This is a genomic window from Ornithinimicrobium pulveris, assembly GCF_050261105.1.
Taxonomy (GTDB): Bacteria; Actinomycetota; Actinomycetes; order Actinomycetales; family Dermatophilaceae; genus Ornithinicoccus.
In genome coordinates this window covers 148,094-170,200 of sequence record NZ_CP189837.1, presented here as the reverse complement: position 1 = coordinate 170,200, position 22,107 = coordinate 148,094, and the positions used below count along the sequence as shown (strand labels likewise).

Annotated in this window: 20 protein-coding genes and 1 pseudogene; 16 read left to right on the top strand and 5 right to left on the bottom strand. The window is 66.6% G+C overall.

Translation table 11 applies throughout. From position 1 onward, the window contains the following. Positions 1-26: 26 nt before the first annotated feature. The 3 genes from ACQBAT_RS00720 (at position 27) to ACQBAT_RS00710 (ending at position 3,975) form a co-directional block, all read left to right on the top strand. Positions 27-899 (top strand): glycosyltransferase family 2 protein, encoded by an 873-nt coding sequence (locus ACQBAT_RS00720; RefSeq protein WP_420746430.1) that lies wholly within the window; start codon positions 27-29, stop codon positions 897-899. Positions 900-987: 88 nt separating this feature from the next. After that, positions 988-2,829, top strand: coding sequence for an ABC transporter ATP-binding protein (locus ACQBAT_RS00715; RefSeq protein ID WP_420746302.1), 1,842 nt, complete (start codon positions 988-990; stop codon positions 2,827-2,829). 195 nt (positions 2,830-3,024) lie between these two features. After that, complete coding sequence (locus tag ACQBAT_RS00710) at positions 3,025-3,975, top strand: glycosyltransferase family 4 protein (protein ID WP_420746301.1); 951 nt, start codon at positions 3,025-3,027, stop codon at positions 3,973-3,975. Here ACQBAT_RS00710 and ACQBAT_RS00705 read toward each other — a convergent pair. Together ACQBAT_RS00705 and ACQBAT_RS00700 are read right to left on the bottom strand one after the other, a co-directional pair. Then, positions 3,924-5,141, bottom strand: a complete 1,218-nt coding sequence (locus tag ACQBAT_RS00705; RefSeq protein ID WP_420746300.1) for a glycosyltransferase — start codon at positions 5,139-5,141, stop codon at positions 3,924-3,926. The two genes, ACQBAT_RS00710 and ACQBAT_RS00705, sit on opposite strands and share 52 nt — an antisense overlap. Next, a complete protein-coding gene (locus tag ACQBAT_RS00700; RefSeq protein WP_420746299.1) occupies positions 5,141-6,028 on the bottom strand; it encodes a glycosyltransferase in 888 nt (295 codons plus the stop codon). The genes ACQBAT_RS00705 and ACQBAT_RS00700 overlap by 1 nt, the downstream gene beginning before the upstream one ends. A gap of 100 nt (positions 6,029-6,128) precedes the next feature. On the opposite strand from ACQBAT_RS00700, the gene ACQBAT_RS00695 reads away from it, so the two are divergent. From ACQBAT_RS00695 to ACQBAT_RS00660, 8 genes are read left to right on the top strand one after another with little or no spacing between them, the layout of a single operon-like run. Next, complete coding sequence (locus ACQBAT_RS00695; RefSeq protein WP_420746298.1) at positions 6,129-6,275, top strand: hypothetical protein; 147 nt, start codon at positions 6,129-6,131, stop codon at positions 6,273-6,275. Beyond that, positions 6,268-7,275, top strand: coding sequence for a CgeB family protein (locus ACQBAT_RS00690; protein ID WP_420746297.1), 1,008 nt, complete (start codon positions 6,268-6,270; stop codon positions 7,273-7,275). Before ACQBAT_RS00695 ends, ACQBAT_RS00690 begins: the two co-directional genes overlap by 8 nt. Beyond that, positions 7,266-8,282, top strand: coding sequence for an RNA-binding protein (locus tag ACQBAT_RS00685; RefSeq protein ID WP_420746296.1), 1,017 nt, complete (start codon positions 7,266-7,268; stop codon positions 8,280-8,282). Before ACQBAT_RS00690 ends, ACQBAT_RS00685 begins: the two co-directional genes overlap by 10 nt. Further along, positions 8,279-8,974, top strand: coding sequence for an acylneuraminate cytidylyltransferase family protein (locus ACQBAT_RS00680; RefSeq protein ID WP_420746295.1), 696 nt, complete (start codon positions 8,279-8,281; stop codon positions 8,972-8,974). The genes ACQBAT_RS00685 and ACQBAT_RS00680 overlap by 4 nt, the downstream gene beginning before the upstream one ends. Continuing rightward, entirely contained in the window at positions 8,971-11,217 is a 2,247-nt protein-coding gene (locus ACQBAT_RS00675; protein ID WP_420746294.1) for an N-acetylneuraminate synthase family protein, read from the top strand. The genes ACQBAT_RS00680 and ACQBAT_RS00675 overlap by 4 nt, the downstream gene beginning before the upstream one ends. Before the next feature lie 29 nt (positions 11,218-11,246). Then, positions 11,247-12,272, top strand: a complete 1,026-nt coding sequence (locus ACQBAT_RS00670; protein WP_420746293.1) for a glycosyltransferase family 4 protein — start codon at positions 11,247-11,249, stop codon at positions 12,270-12,272. Continuing rightward, the gene (locus ACQBAT_RS00665; RefSeq protein ID WP_420746292.1) at positions 12,269-13,309 is read left to right on the top strand and encodes a glycosyltransferase family 4 protein; all 1,041 of its coding nucleotides are present in this window, start codon (positions 12,269-12,271) and stop codon (positions 13,307-13,309) included. The genes ACQBAT_RS00670 and ACQBAT_RS00665 overlap by 4 nt, the downstream gene beginning before the upstream one ends. Beyond that, positions 13,306-14,415, top strand: coding sequence for a glycosyltransferase (locus tag ACQBAT_RS00660; protein ID WP_420746291.1), 1,110 nt, complete (start codon positions 13,306-13,308; stop codon positions 14,413-14,415). The genes ACQBAT_RS00665 and ACQBAT_RS00660 overlap by 4 nt, the downstream gene beginning before the upstream one ends. On the opposite strand, the gene ACQBAT_RS00655 is transcribed toward ACQBAT_RS00660, so the two are convergent. Further along, positions 14,412-15,620, bottom strand: coding sequence for an O-antigen ligase family protein (locus ACQBAT_RS00655; RefSeq protein ID WP_420746290.1), 1,209 nt, complete (start codon positions 15,618-15,620; stop codon positions 14,412-14,414). The genes ACQBAT_RS00660 and ACQBAT_RS00655 overlap by 4 nt on opposite strands. A gap of 74 nt (positions 15,621-15,694) precedes the next feature. Here ACQBAT_RS00655 and ACQBAT_RS00650 point away from each other — a divergent pair, with 74 nt between their 5' ends. Beyond that, positions 15,695-16,630 (top strand): glycosyltransferase family 2 protein, encoded by a 936-nt coding sequence (locus tag ACQBAT_RS00650; protein WP_420746289.1) that lies wholly within the window; start codon positions 15,695-15,697, stop codon positions 16,628-16,630. On the opposite strand, the gene ACQBAT_RS00645 is transcribed toward ACQBAT_RS00650, so the two are convergent. Next, complete coding sequence (locus ACQBAT_RS00645; RefSeq protein ID WP_420746288.1) at positions 16,587-17,549, bottom strand: glycosyltransferase family 2 protein; 963 nt, start codon at positions 17,547-17,549, stop codon at positions 16,587-16,589. The genes ACQBAT_RS00650 and ACQBAT_RS00645 overlap by 44 nt on opposite strands. A 192-nt stretch (positions 17,550-17,741) precedes the next feature. Here ACQBAT_RS00645 and ACQBAT_RS00640 point away from each other — a divergent pair, with 192 nt between their 5' ends. The 4 genes from ACQBAT_RS00640 (at position 17,742) to ACQBAT_RS00625 (ending at position 20,743) form a co-directional block, all read left to right on the top strand. Then, entirely contained in the window at positions 17,742-18,284 is a 543-nt protein-coding gene (locus ACQBAT_RS00640; protein ID WP_420746287.1) for a hypothetical protein, read from the top strand. After that, positions 18,284-19,126: a glycosyltransferase gene (locus ACQBAT_RS00635; RefSeq protein WP_420746286.1), complete on the top strand. Its 843-nt coding sequence runs from the start codon at positions 18,284-18,286 to the stop codon at positions 19,124-19,126. Before ACQBAT_RS00640 ends, ACQBAT_RS00635 begins: the two co-directional genes overlap by 1 nt. Positions 19,127-19,301: 175 nt before the next feature. Beyond that, positions 19,302-20,393 (top strand): polysaccharide biosynthesis tyrosine autokinase, encoded by a 1,092-nt coding sequence (locus ACQBAT_RS00630; protein ID WP_420746285.1) that lies wholly within the window; start codon positions 19,302-19,304, stop codon positions 20,391-20,393. Next, a complete protein-coding gene (locus ACQBAT_RS00625; RefSeq protein ID WP_420746284.1) occupies positions 20,390-20,743 on the top strand; it encodes a hypothetical protein in 354 nt (117 codons plus the stop codon). Before ACQBAT_RS00630 ends, ACQBAT_RS00625 begins: the two co-directional genes overlap by 4 nt. 29 nt (positions 20,744-20,772) lie before the next feature. Here ACQBAT_RS00625 and ACQBAT_RS00620 read toward each other — a convergent pair. Beyond that, a pseudogene (locus ACQBAT_RS00620) lies at positions 20,773-22,081 on the bottom strand (ISL3 family transposase). Positions 22,082-22,107: the final 26 nt, after the last annotated feature.

Sequence of the window (22,107 nt, the reverse complement as noted above, 5' to 3'; positions counted from 1 at the left end):
GGGAATAGTATCGTACAACCACCAAGATTACGTCATGGGATGCCCTCTCTTCCACTCTCAACCAAGAAGAGTGCAATATTGTCATTGCCGACGATGCTTCGGCGGATGATACACAGCAGCGCATCCTAGACTGGCACGACGCTCTCGACGCGATCCAGCGAACTCGGGTAACACTGCTGCTCCGCTCGGTCAATCGGGGACTGCCTGCAACGCTCAACGAGGTACTTGAGCAAGTCCACACTCCATTTTTCGTATACCTCGCGGGTGATGACTGGAGCATGCCTGGGCGTATCGCAAAGCAGGCTGATGCGATGGGCGACGCCGGCGTGGGCCTTTCCTACGGGGATGCGCTTCGGGCTGACGAGTACGGCCGCATCTACTCAGAAACGTTTTACGAATTGCACTCGCACTGGGCAGAGTTTATCTCAACCGAGGATCCTTTTGCAGACATGCTGATCCACGGAAATTGGATCTGCGCGCCCACGGTTATGTTTCGAACGGAGATGCTGCGTGCCATAGGTGGTTTCGACGAGAATATTGCCTATGAAGACCACGATTCGTACACTCGCATAGCCAAGAAAGGGCGACTGCTCTATGTGGACGAAGGGCCCCTCGCCGTCCATCGAGAAGTCGCCACTAGTTTGGGCGGGCAGCTGTTCCATGCAGGCAATCTAAAGTGGATCGAGGGGCAAGCGCGTGTGGAACTGAAGCATCTTGGCGTCCGCCCATCCCTCGACGCCACCCTGGCGCCGAGAGCGTTCGTCCGCATCGCGTCAGCCGCGAAGCTCGGAGCAGACCCTCAATGGGTCCGCCAAGCTCTTCAAACCGTACGGCCCTTCCTTTCCGCACGTGACCGGATGGCCTCGTACCTCGCCGTGGCGCGACGTCGTCGCCCATGACTATCCCGTGACATACTTCCTGGCAGTCCAGCTGCAGCATGGCAGCCCCAAGAACCCGTGAAGAGCACGACGAGAGGCGAGGTCACGCGTGGCCACCAGCCCCGAAGCAGTCACCGAGTCTGAGTTCCGCGCCGATGTACGAATGCTCCGGCAGCTCTTCACGTTAGTTCCGTGGCGGATGCGCTGGCGGATCATCCTGCTGGTGTTGGCCTCTGGTGTAACGGCTGCGCTTGACATCATCGGGATCGTGACAATGCTGCCGCTGATGCAGATCCTCACGACCGATGGTGGGCTGCCGTCCGCTGTGGAGCGGTGGGTGGTTCCCGTCATCGGCACGAACGATCGTTCGACCATCCTCCTCGCCATGGCGCTCATCGTGGGCAGTGCTTTCGTGGTCAAGAACGGTGTCACGGTGCTGCTGCGGTATCGGTGTATCTCCATCACTCAAGAGGCAGCCTCTGCTGCTCAGAGTTCGCTGCTTAGTCGGTACCTGTCAGCGACCTATTCGTCGCATCGTCGCCGCTCGAAGTCGACTGTGCTCCAAGCTGTGACTGGTGGGGTGCCCACAGGCTTCGGACTGCTGCTGGGCTACATCTCAATCCTCATCGACGGCATCACCGTCATCTTCCTGTTCGCAACCCTCGTAATCCTGTCGCCAATCGCTTCCGCGACCGCGGTTGTCGTGTTTGGGGGCGCCGCGATCATGATGAGCCGCGTATTCAAGCCATGGGCTTTACGGTATGCCATACGCAGCCTTGAGTTGAACACTCAGGCATGGGGATACATCAATCCGGCTGTCGAAGGGTTCAGGGAGTCGAGGATCTTCGGGAAGGAGCGTGTGTTCACTGGGGCTTACACACAAAATCGACGCGAGATTGCTAGATTGAACAGTCGAACGGCACTCCTGGCCGAGACCCCCAAGTATGTCCTGGAGATCGTGCTCATCCTCGGGGTATTGCTCGTCGCGCTTCTGCTTTTCAGCACCCGCGATGAAGCCACGGCTTTTGGTCTGCTCGCGGTGTTCGCTGCGGCTTCGATCAGGATCATTCCGTGCTTCAACAGGCTCGTCGCCACTGCCAACAGTGTGCGTGGCGCGAGACCCTCGTTGCGGCTGGTGTCCGAGCAGCTCGAGGAACTGGAGCGTGACGTCGATGTCCGCAATTCAGATCCCGAGGGACAAATGCGTGGCACTCTTGACTCAGACCTACAGATCAGCGACGTCGGGTATCGGTATCCGGATTCTCAAATCAACGTCCTGACGGGAGTGACTGCGACCATCAAACGTGGGAGCACCGTCGCCTTGGTGGGCGCGTCTGGCGCCGGAAAAACTACGTTCGCTGACATCTTGGCGGGCCTGCTCTATGCCACGGAGGGCTCGATCAGCGTGGGCGGGCGCAACATCGCGGATGATCCGCACGGGTGGCGCTCCAGGGTCGCGATGGTCTCGCAGAAGGTCTATGTGTGGGAAGCGACGTTGAGGGACCTCATCACGTTCGCCGACCCGGTCGACGAGGTCGACGAAAGGCACCTCGACGATGTCCTGCGCCGCTCGCGACTGCACGACGTGGTCGCCAGCCTTCCCGAAGGACTGGACACCGTGATCGGGGAGTCGGGCTCACGGCTCTCGGGCGGGCAGGTCCAGCGTGTGGGCATCGCGCGGGCGTTGTATGCGGACCCCCAGCTCCTCATCCTGGACGAGGCGACAAGTGCATTGGACAACGAAACGGAGCACGAGATCACGCGGACGATCCGCGATCTGCACGGGAAGATCACCGTCGTCGTCATCGCGCACCGGCTGTCGACCGTCAAGGACGCCGACGAGATCCTCTTCTTCTCCCAAGGCCGCCTGCAGAGTCGCGGGACCATGCAAGAACTCGCGGCCTCAGACCCAGAGTTTGCGCGGCTGGTCGAGCTCGGCTCGCTGAACTGAACGATGGTTGCAATGAGAAATTCTGCGGACGACGAGAGCCTTCTGAAGGTGGCTCTCGTCACGCCGTGGGCTTTCTCAGACCCGCATGCGTGGTCGGGAGTGATCAGCCCCATGCATGAGGCTCTCTCGCGGCGGGCGGCAGTCCGCCCCATCTCCACCGCAGGATGGGGGACCGCTCTGCCAGACCGTGCCGTCATGCGGCTGCTTGATGGCCGGAAGGGTCGGCGTTTCCTGGTCGGACACATGAGCGCCACAGCGCGACGGCGCGGAAAGCGTCTGACGACCGAGCTGGCTGCCACGGACGTGGATGTGGTCGTGGCCGTCGCAGCCTCGCAGGAGATCGCCCACCTGGGTGGAGGAGTGCCCGTCATTCACGTGAGTGACGCGACCTTCGCCGCTGTGCAGGACTTCTACCCGCTGTACTCGTCCCTTCATCGATCGGCACGCCGCCAGGGTGAGAGCATCGAGCGGCGGGCACTGGGGCGAGCTGCCTTCGCCGCGATGCCCAGTGAGTGGGCCCGATCGTCGGCCGTCACCGACTACGGTGTGCCTGCTGCCAAAGTGCGCGTCGTGCCCTTCGGCCCCAGAGTGGCGACGACCGGTGCGCGGCGCCGGGCTGGCAACTCAAGCGAGCTACGAATTCTGCTCGTCGCGAGCGACTGGCAGCGCAAAGGCGGAGAAGCCGCGCTGACTGCGGTGTCGTCCATGGTGACTGGCGGCCATCGTGTCGCGCTGACCGTGGTGGGCGACCACCCAGACATGCTGCCGGCGTGGGCCTGTGGCAGGGGCCGGCTCTACCCGACCGAGATGGGCCAGCTTTACGCGGACCACGACGTGCTCCTCGAGCTCGCTACGGCCAATGCGACTGGGGTGACGTTGACCGATGCGGCCCACGCTGGACTACCTGTAGTCGCCGCGCGCACCGGGGGTGTCGCCACTGTGGTGGAGGACGGTGTCACCGGCTTCTTGGTGACGCCAGGCGAAGCGATGGTGGCGCAGGCAGTCGAGGCGCTTGCCGCGATGACGGACCCCGACCTCCGGGCATCCTTCTCCCAGGCGGCGCGGCAGCGAGCGGCCGATCTGCTCAACTGGGATCAGTGGGCCGATTCGATCGTCGCTCTCGCTCGGGAGGCTTTGACGCGATAGACCGACGACACAGCCTTGCTGAACGTGCTGCGGCTGTATCGTGTGGTGGCTGCGATCTGGGCTTCGTCGGCGACGGCTTGTGCTTCAGCCGGGTGAATCAGTGCCTCACAGATGGCATTTGCGAACTCCTGGGTGTCGTCAGTGACCCTCCAGAAGAGGTCGACCGGCTGTATCCCCTCCGCGCCGATGCTGGTGGTCACGACCGGCACGCCGGCAAGCAGTGCCTCGATGGTCTTGAACTTCACGCCAGCACCGTCCAGCAGAGGGACCAAGGCCACGCTCGCCGCTGCGAGGACATCGTCCAGGTCGTCGACGTAGCCGAGGCTACAGGCACCCGCCGTCCGCTCAGTTTCTGCCGCCAACTCGGACGTGCTTCCCGCACCGACCAACGAGAGCTGCGCCGAAGGTACGCGCTGGTGGACGAGGGGCCACACTTCTCGCAGGAGCCACATGGCCGCCTCATGATTCTCCGGGCGGATGAAGAAGGCGACGAAGACGACTGTAGGCGTGTCGGGCATTGCGTGACACTGCCGATCACCGACCTGGGCCAGCGGCGGGTCGACGACAGTGGCAGGGGCATTCGACGGCAGCAGATCGCGATCCTTGTCGCTAAACACGACGACGGTGTCGAGGAGACGAGCCCCGACCCGCTCCGAACGCCGCGCTATCCGCTCGGCGACGCGCCACTTCAACCGCCGCAGGCCCGACGCCCGGTCGGCCAGTCGTCTGAACTTCTGCGTCTGCACGTCGTGGAAGGTGCCGACCATCCACGCAGCAGGAGCGAGACACCTCACCAATCGAGACAGACGAATGGTGTCCTGCCACTGCAGGTCGATGACATCAGCACCCATCAGTGCCGCCTTGATGTGTCGGTCTCTTAGCAGGGAGTGCAGCAGGCTCCATGACGGCATACCCGGATCCAGTCGTCGGACCTTGCTCTCCAGTGCCTGTAACCAGTCTGGGAGCGGGCGGGTGATGATCGTGCGGGGCGGGTGTCCGGGCAGCCCGACGGCGCGCACCACCGACGGCAGAGGCGGCGCGATAACGATCACCTTGTCCGGGCCGAGCTCCTCGAGCAGTAGGTTGAGGTACTTCCCTCCAGCGTGCTCGATCGCTGCATGAGGGAGTGCCGTGGTCAGGGTGACTACCCGCAGGTCTTGAGACATCAGCCCGGTGCCCTGACCTTGTAGCGCAGGTCACCGCGGAGCCGACCCAGCACCCACGCAGTGTGCATCAGCCACGTCCTACGCGTATCTCGCCGGACGAGTACCTTCGGCCCTCGCCCGAAGTGGGTCAAGACCTTGCGAGCTTCGGTGCGCGGGGAGACTCGCGTGATCCGCTCGTGGGAGTGCTTGGAATAGAGCTGGGCGAAGGAGCTGCCATAACTGAAGCGCTGTCGAAACAGGGAAACAAGTGTTCCTCGCTGCCTGTAGAAGACGACGGCCTGAGGTGCGAAGCCGACGCTAAAGCCTTCGCTCTGTGCCCTCCAGGCAAAGTCCACTTCTTCATGGCCGCCCACGAAAGACTCGTCAAAGCCACCGACAGCCTCCCACACCGTGCGGCGATAGCCCATGTTGGCGCCAACTGCATAACGCCGGCCCATGCAGGTTGGAAGTTGTCTGGCGGCGGGTGGACTGAGGCCGACCACGTCATCCTGACTGTTCACCCGATCGAAGGACAGCGCACCGCCAACGATGTCGAAGTGCTGGATCTGTTCAGTCATCGCTGCCAACCACCCCTCGTCCACGACGTCATCCGCGTCGCAATGGAGGATGACTCGCTGATTGGTGGCTCCGGCGCCGACGTTGCGCGCGTAGTGCACACCGCCGCGGTCGGGCGCCTCGATCACACGGACGCCGTGCGCTCGGGCGAGGTCACCGGTCCCGTCGCTCGACCTGTTGTCCACGACGACGACGTCGAAGTCCGGAGCACCCCTCTGCTTGTCCAAGGCAGCCAACTGTTGGGGCAGAGTCGATGCCGCGTTATGCGCCGGGATGATGACCACTACTTCGGCCGTCACGGGACCGCGCTCCTCTCGTCCGACTGCGCTCACGGGGCTTGGATACCACCGTTAGGATAGGACGACAGCCCACCGTGAGGGCTGTCGGTCCGGAATATCCCGCAGGAGCCCATCCGTGCACAGCCACCCTTCGGTGAGCGTCGTCCGCCACCACGGCGGCGAGCCGCACGCCGTGCCCGAGATGGCCTGGGGCGAGGTGAGGCGCGCGGTCAACGACTGCTTCGACGGCGTCGGCACTGCGCGGAGCGAGCGGGGCCTGATCCGGGGTCGCCGTGGCTGAGCGCGTCCTCCTCGTCTGCCCCGCCTTCCACGGCTACGGAGAGTCGCTCGCCGACGGCCTGAGGCAGCTCGGTCACGAGGTGACCGTGCACCCCTACGACCGCTACGACGGGCTGCGGGCGAAGGTGCGCAACAAGGTGCGTTACGAGTTGCCGGAGCGGCTCGACAGGGCCGAGGGGGCCGAATGCAGAGCTCGCGACCTGAGCCGGAGTGCCGTCGAGGCGCTGCGAGCCGCGCGCGCCGACGTCGTCCTCGTCATCCGCGGCGACATCCTCACCCACGATTTCTGGGAGGCCGCGCGGGCGACCGGTGCCCGAGTCGTTCTCTGGCTTTACGACGAGGTCCGCCGGATGCAGCACCGTGACGAAACGCTGCGGTCAGTGGACACGCTCATCACCTACTCACCGGACGACGCCGCGTCCCTCACCGCGCAGGGCATCGAGACTCACTGCATCGCCAACGCCTTCGACGCGGGGGTCGAGATCACCCCCGAGCCGGTGGACTCGATCGTCTTCATCGGTGCGCGCTACCCGAACCGGGAGCAGGCGCTACTCGCTCTGAACCGGGCCGGTGTGCCCGTCCTGGGCGTGGGTCGCGACTGGTCGCACCACCTCTGGGACCGGTTGCGGACCTGGGGTCTGCACCGCCCCGCCGTGCCGTCCCTGCGCGATGTTCCACGCTCGCGTGCTTACGGGCTGATGGCCGGCGCGGCGGGTTCGCTCAACATCCACACCGACCAGGACGGCTTCACGATGCGCACCTTCGAGGCGTGCGGAGCCGGTGGCCTGCAGCTCATCGACCGCCCGGACGTCTCCGAGTTCTACGAGCCCGGCACGGAGATCGTCGTCTTCTCCTCTCCGGAGGAGATGGTGGAGCAGGCACGTCGGGCGGTGGCCGACCGGGCCTGGAGTCGGCGCATCGGGCAGGCCGCCCGGCGGCGCACGCTCGCCGAGCACACCTTCGCCCATCGGGCACGTGAACTGGAGGGGGTATGGGGCTGAGATTCCCCCGAGACCTGGCACGCTGGCAGCGCTGGCAGCGCTCGCAGGTGCCGCTCGTCAAGCGGGTCAAGCAACGCCTGCAGCCAGGCGCCGCACCGACCATGCTCTTGGAGTCTCCGAAGTCGCCGTCGATCCTGGTCGCGCTCGACAGCTGGTCGCCGACGAGCGCGCTGGCCCTCCAAGCCCCGCTGGAGCACCTTCCCGCCGATGAGGTGGCGGTGCTACACCCCGGCAGCCGGTCGGCGCTGCCCGCACTCAAGGCCACGGTGCTGGACGGAGGTCGCGAGGTGCCGCGGGTTCTGCGCCACGTCCAGGTCGTCGTCGCCCTAGGCCACTACCTGCCCTACGGCAACCTGGCGCACGAGTGGGCGCGGTCATTGGGAGCACGCTTCGTCGTCGTCCAGCACGGGGCACTAACGCCTTGGATGGCCCCGTTGCCCGAGGACGCCGTGCTTCTGGCCTGGTCGGCCGAGGACGCAGCCTTCTGGGCGGAGAGCCGCGGCGACGTGGAGCAGCGGGTCGTCGGGTCCGAGCTCCTGGCGCGGGCAGGGGCGCGCCGCATCGCTCACGACCCAGCAGAGGCGCCGATCTTCCTCGGGCAGTTGCACGGCGCGGAGTTGCCGCGTCACGACTTCGCGCGCGCCGCAGAGTTCATCTGCCGGACCGCGGGCGCCCACTACCGGCCACACCCCTCCGAGAAGGACCTACTGTCCCGGTGGCAGCATCGCCGCTGGGAGCGCCGAGGGATCACCATCGACCGATCGGACACGCCGTTGGCCCAGATCGACCGACCAGTCGTCGGTGTTTTCTCCACCGGCGTGCTCGAGGCGGCGGCCCGCGGCATACCCGCCTGGGTCCATCACCCGGACCCTCCGGAGTGGCTCGTCGACTTCTGGAGCCGCTACCGGATGGGACGCTGGCGCGAGAGCCCAACGCCGGCCCCGGCCGTGCCGACGACCGACCCGGCGGCGCGAGTCGCCACCACCCTGCAGGAGCTGATCCCGTGAGCCGCACCCTCTGCCTCATCCCCGCCCGCGGCGGGTCCAAGGGCATCCCCGGCAAGAACCTGCGCGAGGTCGGCGGCAAGCCGCTCATCGTGTGGACCATCGAGCAGGCGCTGGAGGCCGAGGTCGACCTCGACGTGCTCGTCTCGACGGACAGCGAAGAGATCGCGGACATCGCTCGCCGGCACGGCGCCGACGTCCCCTTCCTCCGCCCGCCCGAGCTGGCACAGGACACCACGGCCACCGAGCCCGTCGTCGAGCACGCCATCGATTTCCGGGAGCAGCAGGGCCGCCGGTACGACCGGGTCATGCTGCTCCAGGCCACCTCCCCGGTGCGCATGCGTGGCACCCTCGACCGTGCCGTCGCCGAGTTCGACGCCAAGCAGGTCGACTCGCTCGTCGGCGTCGTCCCACAGGCGCCCTTCCTCTGGCAGGACGGCCCGACCCCGGTCGCGCAGTATGACGTCGACCACCGGCCTCGCAGGCAAGAGCTGATGCCGACGACGTACCGTTACCGCGAGACGGGGTCGCTCTACGTCACGGCTACCGAGATCTACCAGACCCGGCACAACCGCATCGGCGGCCGGGTCGGTCTCTTCGTCATGGACGAGGTCGAAGGCATCGACATCGACACCCTGCACGACCTCACCGTGGCCGAGGAGCGGCTGCGACAGCTCAAGGAAGGCCTCGCGTGATCATCGAGCGCAACCTCACGCCCTACGTCGTCTTCGGCGAGGACCCGGTCCTCGCCGCGCTCGAGAAGATCACGGCCAACAAGGCGGGCATCGTCTTCATCGTCTCCGAACATGGGCGACTGCTCGGCTCCCTGTCCGACGGCGACTTCCGCCGCTGGCTCACGACACAGCCCAAGGTCGACCTGACCACGCCGGCTGCCGCGGTGGCCAACCCGTCCCCGGTCACCGTCCGCGACACCCAGGTGACCACCACCGCGCCGGAGAAGTTCCGACCCGGGGTGGACCTCATCCCCGTCCTTGACGAGGCAGGACACCTGATCAGCCTGGCGATGAACCGGGCCGGCGAGCTGCGCATCGGCCGCCACGTCATCGGCCCCGATCACCCGGCCGTCCTCATCGCCGAGATCGGCAACAACCACAACGGCTCGGTCGACCTGGCCAAGCACCTCGTCGACGAGGCCGTCGACGCCGGCGCCGACATCGTCAAGTTCCAGCTGCGTGACATGGCCTCGCTCTATCGCAAGTCGGGGGACAATGTGCACGCGGGGGAGGACCTGGGCGCGCAATACACCCTCGACCTGCTCTCGAAGTTCAACCTGGAAGCCGAGCAGCTCTTCGAGGTCTTCGACCACTGCCGTCACCGCGGCATCGAGGTCATCTGCACCCCGTGGGACGTCAAGAGCACCGACGACCTCATGCGCTGGGGCGTCCCCGGCCTCAAGGTCGCCTCGGCCGACCTGACCAACCACGAGCTGCTCACCTACATGGGGGGGCAGCGCGTACCCCTGGTCGTCTCGACCGGCATGTCGACCGAGACCGAGATCCGCGAGAGCGTCGAGGTCATCCGGGCGACCGGGGCGCCGTTCGCGCTGCTGCACTGCCAGTCGACCTACCCCGCGCCCTTCAAGGACGTCAACCTGCGCTATCTGCAGCGCCTCGCCGAGATCTCCCAGGCTCCGGTCGGCTACTCCGGCCACGAGCGGGGCTATCACGTTCCCCTCGCCGCCATCGCGCTCGGTGCCAAGGTCATCGAGAAGCACTTCACCATCGACCGCACCATGGAGGGCAACGACCACAAGGTCAGCCTCTTGCCAGGCGAGTTCGCCGAGATGGTCCAGCGGACCCGTGAGCTCGAGGACGCCCTGGGATCGACCGGCCCCCGCGCGGTCTCCACCGGCGAGATGATGAACCGCGCCAACCTCGCCAAGTCGCTGGTCGCCGCCACGACCGTCACGGCAGGTCAGCAGCTGGCCGAGGCCGACATCACGATCAAGAGCCCGGGGCGCGGCCTGCAGCCCAACTCCCTCGCCCAGCTCGTCGGGCGCGTGGCCAAGCGCGACATGGAGCCCGGGGACTTCTTCTTCCCCAGCGACCTCACCGACGAGGCCCCCCACGGCCGACAGTACTCCTTCAACCGTCCCTGGGGCGTGCCGGTCCGCTATCACGACGTCGAAGGCCTCACCCGCGACTGCACGCCCGACTTCCTGGAGTTCCACTACTCCTACAAGGACCTCGAGATCGACGCGGCCGACGTCTTCTCCGAGAAGCTGCCGATGGGCTACACCTGCCACGTCCCCGACCTCTTCTCCGGCGACTTCATCCTCGACCTGGCGTCCTTCGACGACGCCATCTGGAAGCGCTCCATCGACGAGCTCCAACGCTGCATCGAGGCGACCAAGTCCTTGCGGTCCTGGTTCGACCAGCCCACCGACCCCGTGCTGGTCTGCACGATGGGCGGCTTCACCCCCGACCGCCACCTTCCCGCCTCGGAGCGGCCACGGCTCTACGAGCGAGTCGCGCAGGCCCTCGAGCGAGTCGACATGAGCGGGATCACCATGACCGCGCAGACCCTGCCCCCCTATCCCTGGCTGATGGGCGGCCAGCAGTTCCACAACCTCTTCATGGACCCGCGAGACACGACGGAGTTCGTCGAGCAGTATGGCCAGCGCCTCTGCCTAGACATCTCGCACAGCAAATTGTCCGCCAACTTCGTGGGGATGCCCTTCAGCGAGGCGGTCGACCTGCTGGCACCGCACACCGACCACCTCCACCTTGTCGACGCCACTGGCGTCGACGGTGAGGGTGTCCAGGTGGGCGAAGGCGAGGTCGACTGGCCGCTCCTGGCGCGCCAGCTCGACGAGCACGCCCCGGGGGTGACCTTTATCCCCGAGATCTGGCAGGGCCACGTCAACGACGGCGAGGGCTTCTGGATCGCGCTGGAGCGGCTTGAGCAGTGGTTCTGAGCACACACCCCCGGACCGCCTTGTGGGTGGTGCCCGTCAGCGATATGGGCGGCGTCGCCCGGCATGTACTCGACGTCGCCCGGCACGGTCTGTTCGGCTGGCGACTGGTCGTGTTGTGCCCCCCTGGTCCGCTCGCCGAACAGCTGCGAGCTCTGGGCACGGCCGTCCTCGACCCCGCTTTCGGACCCGGCGCCGGAACGGCGACCTCCGTCCGTGCGCTGCGGCATACGGTGCAACGGTTGCGACCAGACGTGGTGCACTCGCACCTGGCCTATGCCGACATCGTCACCGCGATCGGTGCCCCACCCGGCGCGCGCCTCATCAGCACCGAGCACGGAATCTCCGGCGACCCGGGCGTCTACCACTCAGGGCAGATCAAGCAGCGCGCGATGGCCACCGCCCACTCCGCCCGACTGCGCCGGCTCAGCGACCTCATCGCTGTCAGCCGCTCCACCGCCGACGTGGTTCGCGCCCGGTGGTCTCCTCCCTCATCGCTGCCGATCCACGTCATCCACAACGGCGTTGACGCGATCGTGGATCCCCCTCCGGCGACCCCTGGCCTGCGGATCGGCTCGATCTCGCGGCTGGCCGCGGAGAAGAACCTCGACGTCCTCATGGACTCTTTCGACATCCTGCGGCGCCAGGAGCCAGAGGCCACGCTGACCATCGCCGGCGCCGGACCCGAGGAAGCAGCCCTGAGGCGACAGGTCGGCGACCTGGGGCTGCAGGAGAGCGTCAACTTCGTCGGCCACATCGACCCCCGCGCTTTCTTCCAGGATGTCGACGTGGTGGCCCAGCTTTCGGCCTGGGAGAACCACTCCTACTCCCTGCTGGACGCGGTAGTGCACGGGCGCGGTGTCGTCGCGACAGCGGTCGGGGGCAACCCGGAGATCCTCCCGGCCCGCTGTCTCGTGCCGCTCGATCCACGCGCAGTGGCGGACGCTGTGCTCACGCAGGGACGCGACGTGCGGGCCCGCCCAGAGTCGGCAGAAGCGTGGCCGGACATCGCCACCATGTGCTCCGCACTGCTGGACGTCTATGGGGCGGACCGATGACGCTGACGCTCAACCTCATCGCCAACAACGGCGAGGTCGGTGGGGGCGAGGTGATGCTCCTGTCCATGGCGCACGCCGCCAGGGACGCCGGTCATCGCGTCGTCGTCGTGGCCCCCGCGTCGCCGGGTGAGTGCGCCGACGGGGCCCGGCATGCTGGCTTCGCGGTGGTGGCCCTACCAGGGGAGGGGCGACGCGGATACATGCGCGCCCTGCGCGGGTGGGCACGGACGGCGACAGGCCTGCTCTGGTGCAACGGTCTGGTGCCAGCGACCGCCACAGCTCTGCTCCATCGCCCCCGGGTCGTGCACCTGCACCGTCTGCCCGAGGGCCGCCAGTGGTGGGCCGCCAGGCTGAGCCAGCTCCACGCGATGAGGGTGGTTGTGCCGAGCCTTTTCATGGCCGCCCGGCTGCCGGGCAGCGAGGTCCTGCCCAACTGGACACGGCCGATGGAGAATGCCCCTCGGCGCAGCGACGCCAAGGGCCCGGCCGTGCTGGGCTTCCTGGGTCGGCTCGCGCCGGAAAAGGGACTCCCCGTCCTGCTCGACGCGTTAGACCTGGTGTCGGAGAGCGGCGTAGAGGTGCGTCTGCTGGTCGCCGGCGAGGCGCGCTTCACCGATGACGTCGGGTCTCGTGAGCTGGAGGGGCGGCTGACGACCGCGGGAGCGCGTGTCGAGATGCTCGGGTGGGTCGAGCCCGAGGACTTGTTCGCGCAGATCGACGGCCTCGTGGTCCCGTCGGTTGGGCCGGAGTCCTTCGGGCTCAGCGCCGCCGAGGCGATGGCGGCACAGGTGCCGCTGGTGGTGACGGACGTCGGTGCTTTGCCCGAGGTCGTCGGGCCCACGCATCCCTACATCGCTCGTGCGGGTAGCGCCGACGATTTGGCCCGGACCCTCCGCGGCCTTCTGGCCGACGTGACGGCGGCCGATGCTGCGACGGCGACCGCCTACGATCGGTGGCGGACCACATATTCGCCCTCGGCAGGTCAGGCCCGTTTCGCTGGCCTCCTGAGCACACTCATGACGGGAGTCGCACCGTGACGCGCCCACGAGTGGCGATCGCCCATGACTACCTGACCCAGCGTGGAGGCGCCGAGCGCGTCGTCCTCTCCCTCGCCAGGGCCTTTCCCGACGCCCCGATCTACACCACCTTCTACGACCCGGACGCGACGTATCCCGAGTTCGCCGACCACACGATCATCACCAGCCCGCTCAACAAGATCGCCTTCTTCAAGAGGGACCCTCGTCGCGCACTCGCTGTCCTGGCGCAAGCCTCGTCCGCCCTGCGCGTGGACGCCGATGTCGTCATCGCGTCCAGCAGCGGCTGGGCACATGGCTTTGGCGGAGACGGCCGTCGGCTGATCTATTGCCACGCACCCGCCCGTTGGCTTTACCAGACCGACGCTTATCTCGGCGAGGCCGGACGGTGGTCTGCCAAGCGGCTGGCGATCGGGGCCCTTCGGTCCCGCCTCATCCAGTGGGACCAACGTGCTGCGTCCCTGGCGGACCGCTATCTCGCGAACTCCCGTGTGGTGAGCAGCCGGATCGAGGAGGCCTATGGCATCCACGCAGACGTCTTACCGCCACCATTCGGCGTGTCAGACGTGGGAGCGCGCCAGGCCGTCCCCGACCTCGCGGACTGGGCAGAGACCGGCTTTCTGCTCGTCGTCTCGCGTCTGCTGCCCTACAAGAACGTCGATGCGGTCGTGCAGGCTGTGGAGGGCACCGTGCACAACCTGGTTGTAGTGGGGGCAGGTCCAGAACGCGAACGCCTTGGTCAGCTGGCGTCAGGGAATGTCCGGTTCGTCTCAGGACTCACTGACGCGGAGATCCGTTGGACGTATGCCCATGCAAGACTCTTGATCGGGCCGAGCTATGAGGACTTCGGACTCACGCCGCTAGAGGCCAATTCTTTTGGCGTGCCTGTCGTCGCCCTGCGTGCAGGTGGATACTTGGACACGGTCGTCGAGGGAGTCACTGGATCGCACTTCGACTTGCCCGAGGTGGGTGCGATCCGGAACGCCGTCGACGCCGCACTTGGTCACCCCTGGGATTCAGGCACGCTGCGCGAGCACGCGCAGTCGTTCGGCGACGATAGATTTGCCGATCGCATCCAGCGTGAGGTCGAGGCGCTCTGGCGGGACTAGCTATTAGGACGCGCCGCGACCTCTCGCACCGGTACGCTCTGGTTGTGACCTGTCGACCCTTCTTCATCTGAACTAGCGAAAACCCCCCGTGGTTGGGCGAGTGACCACCACATCGCCAGACCGATCATCGTGGCGCATGACGGTGTGAGCAGGGACTCACCGATGTTGGCCGCGGTGATGGCCTGACCGATGATCGCCGCCTGGAGCAAGCCCGTGCGCCAAGTCTTCTCGGCCCTCGCGAGGCGCAAGAAGACACCGAGCAACGTTAGGACGACGACGGTCAGCAAGATGTAACCGCCCTCCACCCGGACGGAGAGATACGAGCTATGGAAGAAGAAGGTCTGTCCCTCAAGGTCTGCTCGGGCGGTCCCAGGGCCAAGGCCGACCAATGGTCGTCGAGACACCATTTCCGTCTCGATACCCAGGATGCGCTCCCGGAGCTCGTCGCTGCCGACGCGCTCGGCAAAGGGGCCCCAATATCTGATGGAATCCGGAAGGTTCTCGAAGAGATAGACCACGGCCCATGCGGTCAGAGCCGCGCCGACGATGTTCCATTTCCGCATGTGAACAACCCACGCGACCGCCAGCGGGAGGGCGAGCCAACCCGTGCGCGATTCGGTCAGCCCCACGATGATCACGACGAGGGCAAGGATGAGGAATGTGGGACGGCGCTTGAGGCTGGACCACGCAGCCGCGGCCAAGCCCACGCTTAGGGCAGCCATCGCTGTGGCATTCGGGTCACCAGCGTAGGTCGAGAGTCGCCCTTCATATCCCGCTCCCGCAGCCATGGACCCCGTGACCAAGGCCGCGAGCAGGCCAAACACCGCTCCGCGAGCAACCGACGGCACGTGAACGCGCCCGGTTCCGAGCACGAAAGCGACCATGGCCCAGGCGAGGCAGGTCCCCAGCCGCCTCCAATCCCACTCGTCATTTAGAAGGCCACTGGTTGCCATCCATGCCGGGACAGAGAACAGCAATGGGCCAAACCATAGCGGGGCCCTACGCTCCGGATCACCAGGCTGGAGCAGCCCGAGAGCGCCGATGCCCAAGGCGGCTAGGGTCCCGGAGGGCAGGCCCACGATCTCCAGCCGGAGAGGCAGGAAAACGGCGAGCAGGAAGTACAGAAGGCGCGTGGATTCTGCTCGGGGGTCGACGATCGGATCGGGGTTGTCGAGCTTCCAGACGGTGCGGGGGCTGGATGCCACGGGGATCTAGCTTTCAGTGCGGGACGGGATGCTGCCTGAGCCTAACGCACCCCCGAGGCAGATAGTCTTGTCGCATGGTGCCACAGGAACCCTCGGCCGCCCCCGAGGTGTCGGTCATCATCATCGTGCGGAACGGGGCGGCAACGATCGCCGGCCAACTCGACGCGCTCGGGGGGCAGCAGGGGGCGCCAGAGTTCGAGGTGATCGTGGTCGACAACGGCTCCTCCGACGGCACCGGCAAGATCGTCGAGACGTGGATAACTGGGGGCCACCCAGCGGCGTCGTCTGCACGGCTTATCGATGCGGGCCAAGCAAAAGGCATCCCTGCGGTCCGCAACATCGGTGCCCGAGCAGCACGGGGTCGAGTGCTGGCCTGGTGCGATTCTGACGATGCGGTGCGTCCTGGCTGGGTGGCTGCCATGGCACGGCTGCAAGCGGGCCTGGCGGGAGGACGCACCCTGGCGTGGCGTCCGGACGGGTCTGCCGATCACGGTGCCTTCCCCGACGGCCTGACTGCCACCGAGTACCTTCCACACGCGGGGAACTGCAACATGGCGGTCGTGCGAGATCACTTCTTCGAGGTCGGTGCCTATGACGAGTCGCTGCCTCTCTACGGCTGCGAGGATGTCGATATCTCCTGGCGCATCCAAGAGGCTGGGTACCCGGTCCACTACTTCCCGGAGGCGGTGGTCGACTTCAGGATCACCGCACGGTCACGCGTCATCGTGAAGACTTTTCGCAGCGCGAAAGCGAGGATGGCCGTCGTGCTAAGACATCCGGCGTCGCAGTTGGGTCGGCCACCCACGCTGGCTGCGGTGCTGCGGGATGCGGGCCAACAGACGTTGTGGTTGCCCTATAGGTTGGCCAGACCGCGGCCGGCGCCGCGGTCCAGGTGGTTGCGCGGTTGGGTGGCGAGCTGGGGCAGATTGACCGGGTTCGCGGTTTACGGGATCCGGAGGGTGCCGGCTAAGTACGGCTCGGAGGAGGACCCCCTAGCGCCGCTCCGCTGACCGTGACATCTCGCTCCGGACGCTGGCGGGCGCCGGCTCGGCCCGCGGACTCCACTGTGAAGGCGGTGGCCTTGCCGGCCAGGGCACCTGGCAGGAACGGAGCCGCGCGATCCACGGCGGAACCTGTCGCCGCGACCATCCGTTCGCCACTCACCCTGGCGAAGAACTCGGAGGCCCTGTTCCACCAGCCACTAGTGGGCGCTTCCGGTAGTACACGACCGTGCTTCTCCAGGAACTTTTCCCTCGCGGCCCCCGCGGCGTAGGCCCGCAGCGCCCGCACTTTCGTCGTCGTCGCCGCAACGTGGTGGGTCGTTTCCAGAGATGGGTCGAGGACGACCTGTGCCCCACTGGTGTGAAGCCGGTATCCCCAGTCGACGTCTTCCCAGCCATAAGCGCGGAAGGTGAGGTCGTAGGGACCGACCCTCTCCCACTGGTCGCGGGTGACCGAGACGTTGCCGGCCCAATAACGCCAACGCATCTCGGGGACGGTGGCGTAGGCCTGCTGCCGGAAGAGGAAGTCCTGCGGCCGACCGTAAACCTCGGCATACCGATTGTCAGGGTAGCGGTTGACGTAAAGGCCCACGACGCCGCAGTCCTGGTCCTGGTGTCGTGAAACATGCCGCTCGACAAACTGCAGGCCAGGCTCGAGGTCGTCGTCACAACGGATCAGCACGTCTCCACGGGCCGCCTGGTGTCCGGCGTTGAGCGCGGCGGACCGGCCACGGTTGTCACGGAACTCCACCACGCGGACACGATCGTCGTTGACCGTCTGCAGAAAGTCGGCCGACCCGTCGACGTCACCGTCCAGGACGATGACAGCCTCCCAGTCATCCCTCGACTGCTGGCTGAGGGCCTTAAGAAGGATGGGAAGCCGGTCCCTCCCGCCACGGGACGGCACGACCAGGCTCGCGGTTGGCATCACAACTTCCAGCCTAGTGGGGCTCACGATTAGACGGCTCTCCCTGTACAACGGCCCGCCGAGACTGGCCTGACCCGCGCGGACTTGCGCTGTCTACAATCAATCCGTGTTCACCAGAAGCCCTGCCCGCCAGGAGCCGTGCCAGAGCACGCCGTTGTGGCGCGCGCGCCGCCCAATGCCTTTAGAGCCGCGATGACCGTCAAGGATCCCATCAACGTGCTCTTCGTCTGCACGGCCAACATCTGCAGGTCAGCGTTCGCGCACGCCCTGGCTCGATCGATGGCCTCCAAGGACCAGCTCGAGATCCGCAGCGTAGGGACCCACGCCTGGGAGGACCGGGCCATGGACCCGATCATGGTCGCCGAGTTGGCGAACCGCGGCGTGAGCGACCCTGAGTACACCAGCCGCCGGCTCACCCCCGAGATCCTTGAGGCCGCAGACATCATCCTCACGATGACGGTCGGGCACCGCGTCTGGATCCTCGACGACTTCCCTCAACTGGTGCGCAAGGTTTACACGCTCGCCCAGTTCGCTTCCGCCGTCGAGAAGGTTCCGGACGGCGTCCAGGGCCGAGAACTCCTCGCCTACGTGCGAGAACACCGGGGTCACGCCTCCAGCAGCAACGACGTCGTGGATCCCTTTGGCACCGGTGAGGAAGCCACCGCCGCAGCAGCCGCCGAGATTGAGGGCCACCTGCAGACGATCATCCCCAGGCTGGTCCCAGCGACCTCGTAATGACCCTGGACGACCGCGTTCGCTCCGCCCTGCACTCCCGGAGCGGCGCACCACTGCGCCTCGGGTATGCCGCTGCAACAGGCGCGCAGCTCCGCTTCGCCGAGGCCTGGGACTCGTTCCGCCATCCCTCGCAGACACTGGATGAGCGTGCCGACGTTGCCGCCGATGTGACGATGGCGATGAAGACCTTCCTGCGCCCCAAGGTTGCCCGCAGGTGCGTCCGGACAGCACGACGAGTCTTCGACGGCCGAGTCGTCATCGCCGATGACTCCCACTCCCCGATCTCCGAACCGGACGACAGGTGCGACGTTCTGGCCTTGCCCTTCAACAGCGGCGTGCCGGTTGGCCGCAACGCAGCGCTGGATCAGGTGCAGACCGAGTACACACTGATCACTGATGACGACATCGTCTTCACAAAGCTCACGCACGTGCACCGCGCCCTCAACTACCTGCGCGACAACCCCGAAGTCGACATCGTCGGCTTCGTCCGCGTCGAGCTCCCTCGCCGCTACTACTTCGACCATCCTCAATCGTCTCTCAGCCCGCGGGCTGAGACTCCCCTCCGGGGATGGGGCGAGGTGATCGGCGGCCTTCCGGTCCGCTACAAGATCGAGCAGATCTACCTCGCCCGCACCGAGTCACTGCACAAGATCCGGTGGGACGAGAGCCTCCGGATGGTCGATCACGGCGACTTCTTCAACCGCGCCAGCGGGACTCTTGTCACCGTCCTCGACCACGGCATCGTGACCTATCACGCCCGCACACCCTTCGACGCGACGTACACGGCATACAGGGATGACGTCGCCGCCGATCTGGAGAAGATCAGGGAACGATGGTCCTGACCAGCGGCGACTCGCTGCCGGGAGGCGAGCGCCTGCACTACCCTTGTCCAGAGTTCGGCTCCCGTGCGCCGAAGCCCCTGTCCGCTTGACCGAGAGATCCCGTGACCGTCCAGGACATCATCCGCTTCGCCCGCGTCAACGCGCTGCTCATCCTCGCCAGCGCGAGCGTGGGGCGTTGCTCGCGTTCCTCTACACGCTGACGCAGCCGATCGTCTATCAGGCGACGTCGACAGCTCTGGTCCAAGCAGGCAGCTCCGACACCGTCGGGGACGCCTTCTCGGGCGGCAGCCTGGCGCAGACGAGAGCCACGACATACACGGCCTTGGCGAACTCGATGGCAGTCGGTGAGGCGATGCAGGCCGAGCTCGGGGTGGACACACCGCCGGCAGCGCTCGCCGGCGCGGTCACTGCCTGGGTCGTTCCCAACACCTCGATGATCCAGGTGAACGCGACAGCGTCCACACCTCAGGAGGCGATGGACCGCGCAAACGCTGCCGTGCGCGGTATCCGAGACCAGGCGATGGCGCTGGAGAACGCGGGTCGCGCGGAGGGCCAGCCGATGTCCTCGGTCATCCAGGTGATCCCGAACGAGTCTGCGTTGCTCCCCGGTCGGCCCATCTCACCCAACTATCCGCGCAACTTGGCTGGTGGCACCGCCGCCGGGCTCGCCTTGGGGGTGGGGCTCGGCCTGATCCGTCGCCAGCTGGACCGCCGCGTGCGGACGGTCGGTGACGTCGAGCAGGTGATGACCTCGGCGGTGCTGGGCATCATCCCGGAGAGCACTGAACTCAACCGGGAGAACCGTCGTGCAGGCGGCTTGGAGGAGCAGGGCGCGGCGGCCGAGTCGCTTCGTCAGCTGCGCACAAACCTGCGCTTCGTCGATGTCGACAACCCTCCCCGCAGCATCCTGATCACGTCGGCTAACGCGGGCGAGGGCAAGTCGACTCTGACAGCCAACCTCGCTCGGGTGCTTGCTCACGCGGGGCAGCGCACCATCGTGGTCGACGGCGACCTTCGTCGGCCGACGGTCGCCAAGACCTTCGGCGTCGACTCGGCAGTCGGCCTCACCCAGGTCTTGGCCGGTGATGTCGAACTGTCTGACGCCCTACAGTCCAGCGACGACCCTAACCTCGATGTCCTCTCCGCCGGGCGCATCCCCCCGAACCCGAGTGAGCTCCTGGGTTCGCAACGCATGCAGAAGGTGCTCGCAGACCTGATCGCGGACGACTACCTCGTGCTCCTCGACGCACCCCGCTCCTCCCCGTGACAGACGCAGGCCTGCTATCCGCGATCGCGGACGGCACCATCCTGGTGATCAAGCAGGGCGGCACGCAGAAGGAGCAGATCGGTTTCGCCCGGAAGGTGCTTGACCAGGTCGGCGGCAACCTGATCGGCACCGTGATCAACCGTGCGCCGCTCAAGGGCATGGGCTCCGTGGTCTACGGGTATGGGTACCGCACCTACAAGCAGGACTATTACGCCTCGTCCTCGTATGCCGTAGCCCCCGAGCCCAAGGCTGCTCGCCGTTTCCGCCGGTCTCGTGATGTCGAAACCTCGTCGAGCGGGGAGCGGAGTGCCCAGAGGCAAGCGACGCGCCGTCGGCGACGGTCGTCGTAAGAGTCTCGACTCAGAACTTAACGGGCTCTTCACAATTGAGGGTGTAGTTGGGGTCTGAATCCGCCGGCCTCGAGGAGTGCTCGGGCGATGTAGTGGGTGAGGTTGCGAAAGCCGAGGGCAAGGCCGCGCAGGTGCTCAAGGCGACCATTCACGGCTTCAGTGGGTCCATTGCTCGTGCGGGGCCGCTCGAAGTAGGCCAGGACATCACAGACGCGTCGTGCCAGGGAGCGGCCGAGCTTGCGCAGTTCGACCAGCGCCTTGGGCACACCCTCGGTGAGGGCCTCGATCACGGAGCGCATCTCGACGCGGCCGGCGGTCTGGTCGGGGTCTCGGTAGGCGGCGATCATGCGCTGGTAGATGCCCCAGGTGCACTCGACCTGGACGTGCCGGTCGCCGGCGAAGAGCTTGTCGAGGCGCTCGTGCTGACGGTCGGTGAGCAGGTCGGCGCCGGTGTGCAGGGTCCGGCGCGCGGCGTAGAGGGGGTCTCCCTTGCGGCCGCGGTGCCCGTGGAGCTCCTGCTGGACCCGGCGCCGGCACTCGTCGAGGGCGTCCCCGGCCAACCTGATGACGTGGAAGGGGTCCATCACCGAGACCGCGTCGGGCAGCTCTTCGGTGGTGGCGGTCTTGAACCCGGCGAAGCCGTCCATCGCCACGACCTCGATCCCGTCTCGCCAGGCCTGGTCGCGGTCGGCCAGCCAGTCCTTGAACGCCTTCTTCGAGCGGCCCTCGACCATGTCCAGGAGGCGGGAGGGGCCGGTGCCGTCGCGGACCGGGGTGAGGTCGATGATGACGGTGACGTACTTGTCTCCCTTGCGGGTGTGCCGCCAGGCGTGCTCGTCGACGCCGACGACCTTGACTCCGTCGAGGCGGGCGGGGTTGTCGATGAGCAGGCGTTGTCCTTCGGACAGGACGGCGTCGTTGGCGGTGTTCCACGACACGCCCAGGCCCTCGGCGACCCTGGCCATCGACAGGTGTTGGACCACGATCCCGACCAGGCCCCAGCGCAGGCCGGCGCGAGAGATCTTGGACCGGGGCTCGGCCGCGGCGGTGGTGTCCTGACGCCACACGTGCGAGCACTCGGTGCACCGGTATCGGCGGACGGTGACCAGCAGCGTCGTGGGGCGCCACCGGCAACGGCTCGTGCGCCAGCTCCCTGGTCACGGTGTCGCGCGGGACGCCCTGGCAGCCGCACCGCTTGCACCAGTCGTCCGGTTCGACGACCCGGCAGGCGAGCACGGCACGGTCGGGCTCAAGCAGCTGGCCGGTGACCTCCAGGCCGAGGTCGTCCAGGCGGGTGAAAGTGGTCAGGTCGGGGCGCGTGAAGGTAGCGTCGGGCACGTCGAGGTCTTCCGGATGGGCGGTGT

Excerpts from the sequence above, each read along its gene's own strand:
- ACQBAT_RS00635 (WP_420746286.1), top strand. The coding sequence starts at position 18,284 with ATGACCCTGGACGACCGCGTTCGCTCCGCCCTGCACTCCCGGAGCGGC.
- ACQBAT_RS00650 (WP_420746289.1), top strand. The coding sequence starts at position 15,695 with ATGGTGCCACAGGAACCCTCGGCCGCCCCCGAGGTGTCGGTCATCATC.
- ACQBAT_RS00705 (WP_420746300.1), bottom strand. The coding sequence starts at position 5,141 with ATGTCTCAAGACCTGCGGGTAGTCACCCTGACCACGGCACTCCCTCAT.
- ACQBAT_RS00685 (WP_420746296.1), top strand. The coding sequence starts at position 7,266 with ATGGGGCTGAGATTCCCCCGAGACCTGGCACGCTGGCAGCGCTGGCAG.
- ACQBAT_RS00645 (WP_420746288.1), bottom strand. The coding sequence starts at position 17,549 with ATGCCAACCGCGAGCCTGGTCGTGCCGTCCCGTGGCGGGAGGGACCGG.
- ACQBAT_RS00710 (WP_420746301.1), top strand. The coding sequence starts at position 3,025 with ATGCGGCTGCTTGATGGCCGGAAGGGTCGGCGTTTCCTGGTCGGACAC.
- ACQBAT_RS00665 (WP_420746292.1), top strand. The coding sequence starts at position 12,269 with ATGACGCTGACGCTCAACCTCATCGCCAACAACGGCGAGGTCGGTGGG.
- ACQBAT_RS00640 (WP_420746287.1), top strand. The coding sequence starts at position 17,742 with ATGACCGTCAAGGATCCCATCAACGTGCTCTTCGTCTGCACGGCCAAC.